General features: G+C 65.2%; 2 protein-coding genes and 3 pseudogenes. 1 reads left to right on the top strand and 4 read right to left on the bottom strand.

Annotated features, from left to right (window positions below; all coding sequences use genetic code 11):
- Positions 1-94 precede the first annotated feature (94 nt).
- The 3 genes and pseudogenes from ACZ7GZ_RS42920 to ACZ7GZ_RS42910 all read right to left on the bottom strand — a co-directional run.
- Positions 95-673: pseudogene (locus ACZ7GZ_RS42920) on the bottom strand (IS3 family transposase); the annotation flags it as partial.
- A 19-nt stretch (positions 674-692) separates the two neighbouring features.
- Positions 693-974, bottom strand: a pseudogene (locus ACZ7GZ_RS42915) (IS3 family transposase); the annotation flags it as partial.
- Between the two features lie 5 nt (positions 975-979).
- On the bottom strand, positions 980-1,279 hold the full coding sequence (locus ACZ7GZ_RS42910) for a transposase (RefSeq protein ID WP_471033258.1): 300 nt from the start codon (positions 1,277-1,279) through the stop codon (positions 980-982).
- 65 nt (positions 1,280-1,344) lie between these two features.
- On the opposite strand from ACZ7GZ_RS42910, the pseudogene ACZ7GZ_RS42905 reads away from it, so the two are divergent.
- Positions 1,345-1,931: pseudogene (locus tag ACZ7GZ_RS42905) on the top strand (IS481 family transposase); the annotation flags it as partial.
- Positions 1,932-2,169: 238 nt separating this feature from the next.
- Here the strand turns inward: ACZ7GZ_RS42905 and ACZ7GZ_RS42900 are convergent.
- Positions 2,170-2,571, bottom strand: coding sequence for a DUF2690 domain-containing protein (locus tag ACZ7GZ_RS42900; RefSeq protein WP_360100809.1), 402 nt, complete (start codon positions 2,569-2,571; stop codon positions 2,170-2,172).
- Positions 2,572-3,028 lie beyond the last annotated feature (457 nt).

Genomic DNA, 3,028 nt, shown 5'->3' with positions numbered 1-3,028 from the left:
GCGGATCCTCCGCAAGGCCAGACTCAGCCCGAACGCACTCACGTCAACCACAAAGGCCATCCTCACCCTGGAGGCTCACCGTTGAAAAGGCTCCTTATGCCGCGAGGTCGTGTTGGTGCCGCTGTCGGGTCTCGGCCGGGGTGAGGTAGCCGAAGACCTTGTGCTTGCGCAGTCGGCGCCGGTTGTAGAACGTCTCGATGAAGTCGAAGACCTCGGCGCGGGCGGTGGTCCGGTCGGGCCAGACGCGGGTGCCGATCTCTTCTTTGAGCAGGGCCCAGAAACTCTCCGCGACGGCATTGTCGAAGCAAGATCCGGTGCGTCCGCAGCTCTGCCGGAGGCCCAACTCGCGTATGTGGCGGCGGAAGTGGCTGCTGGTGTATTCGCTGCCGCGGTCTGAATGCGCTATGCAGCCGGGCTGGAGACGGCCGCGTCCGGCGGCCATCTCCAGCGCGTCGACGACGAGCTCGGCGCGATGGTGGCCGGCCATCGAGTAGCCGACGACCTCGCGGGTGGCCAGATCCAGCCAGCAGGCAAGGTAGAGCCAGCCCTCGCCGGTGGGTAGGGCGGTGATGTCGCCGACCAGTTTTGTGCCGGGGGTCTCGGCGTGGAAGTCGCGGCCGATCAGGTCGGGAGCCGGCTTCGCCTTCTTGTCCGGCCGGGTCAGCGAACGCCGCCTGCGGCGGTGGGGCTCCCTGGATGCCGTGCTCGCGCATCAGGCGGGCGACCCGCTTGCGGTTCACGCGTCGCCCCAGGCGCCGCAACTCGGCATGGATGCGCGGGACGCCGTAGGTGTGGCGGGAGGCGACGTGGATGACGGTGATCTCGTGGGCCAGGGCCTCGTCGGCGGCCTGGCGGGCCGAGCGGGTCTTGGCCGCGGCCAGCCAGGCGTAGAAGGAGGAGCGGGCCACCTTGAGCAGTCGGCACAGGAAAGCGACGCCGTGGGTGGTCTTCTCCGCCTCGATGAACGCGTACATCTCGTTCACCGATCGCTCTCCTTCGCGAAGAAGACCGCGGCTTTTCGCAGCACCTCGATCGTCTTGGCCTGCTCGGCGTTCTGCCGGCGCAACCGCTTGAGCTCTTCGCGTTCGGCCGTCGTGAGCTCGCTCAGGGCGCCCTCGCCCCGATCCGCCTTTGCCTGGCGGTACCAGCCGCGCAGGGACTCCGAGCTGATACCGAGCTCCCGCGCGACCGCGGTGACCGTCTTACCCGAGGAGTCGACGAGCGCGATCGCGTCCCGCTTGAACTCCTCGCTGTACCGCTTCGTGCACTTGCTTCCCACCTGGTGCTACTTCCTCTGGAACCTCAAGATCCCAGTCTCCAGGTGTCCACGATCAAGGGGAAGGCTCACTGCCCTCGAAGCTGTCCGGTCGTGACTCAAAGCTCTGCTGGCAGGCGGGGGCGCCCGCCCTGCTGGACCGTGGGCGGACGACCCCGGCCCGGCACCGGCCACGGGCGGGGCGGTGGAGGTGGAGGTGGATCGGACCGTGAACGCGGTCGGCTACGTCGGCGGGGACAAGGTCCTGGTCGGCTGGCCATTCGCCGGGCAGCGGGTCACCCTCCGGCTCGACGGGAAGGTCCTGCAGGTCCTGGACGAGCAGCGTGTCCTGCAGGCCACCCTGCCCAGCCCTCTGCCGCCCTCGGCCTGCGGGCGCCTGCAAGGTGCTCGCCCGGCCGGGCCACCGCCGCAGCTGCTTCCGCCCGGCGAGCAGGTCGCCGAGCGGACGGTCAGCAGCGTCTGCGGCTTCATGGTTGCCGGACAGCGCATCCAGCTCGGCCGCGGCTATGCCCACCAGGTCGTCACCGCCCACCTGAGCGAAGACGTGATCCGGGTCTTCCACGGCCAGGAGCTGATCACCACCGTCCCGCGTGTCACGAGCAAGGAGGTGGTGGTCCGCAAGTCCGGCGAACACAACCGCCGGAAGATCGTCTAGGGCAGACGTCAAGCATCACCCGACGCCAACCCGTCAATCATCAGCTGAGACTCGACAGCTTGCTGGAGTTTGTCCGGTCCTAATTTGGTGGCCCATCAGAGAAGCGATGAGCCACCAAAATGAACCGGAATTAGTGAGCTAGCTGCGGGAACAATCGCTTGCGGAAACGGGTTACGATCTTCCGAGATGACACCATGATGCATCCCCGTTCCTTAGCCGAACAGCAGCTAGCACACTCTTAATACCAGGTCGTAAAACCGTCGCTGTCACCGGCGCGGCTCGTTGTATAGCCGTTGACCATTGCTGTGTACGTGCTGCTGCGCCCCTGGGGGACGTACTGTTGTTGCATCTCGTTGTTCCAGTTCTGGACCCATACCCCGGCCCCCGGCCGGGCCTTGGTGATCCGGGCCCAGTTCGCGTGGCAGTGCGGGCTGTACCGCAGCTCCACGATCCCTTGAGAGGTTGCGAAGCGAGCGATACCGGAGGGGTCCCACGGTGTGTAGGCGCCTGTCAAACAGAGGTATCCGTCCAGGCTGCTGACAGTTCTCGCTGGGTCCAGGCCAGAGCAGGACGGTCCATTGCAAGCAATCTGACCGCCGCTCCCCGATGTTGCGGGGGTGGCCGCCAGAGCGGGACTCATGCCTGTCAGCGGCACCAGGAACAGCCCGAAGGCGGCTGCTACGGCGAGCTTTTTTCGCATGGGCACTCATACCTTTCTGCCGTGGATGAGTCACACGCTGTTCTACTCCACCTCTGCTCTCTGCAACAGGGCTAGCCACAATGAGGCTGAAAAAGACTACATGGTGGCCGAGTGAAGGGTTTCTATTCAGCCAGTCGGGGTGTCGCAGCTCTGTGATCGCTGTTCCATTACTTCTAGTCGCAAGAAACTGCCAGAAGGTCAAACATAGTTGAACACAGCGCTATCGTGAACAATTCAACGTCGCGTCAGCTTGTGTCGCGTGATGATCTCGGCTCGAGCGCTGTGCGCTGCGGCCGAGGGCGGGGCCTTCCCCCATGAAGGTGGGCACGCGGTTATTGATCACGCGGCGAGCGTGAGTTTAGCGGTGTGGTGTCGGTGTTCGTATTCGTTGGGGCTG

It is taken from the genome of Streptomyces sp. NPDC037288 (genome assembly GCF_055603265.1).
This window is presented reverse-complemented; position numbering and strand designations above follow the sequence as displayed.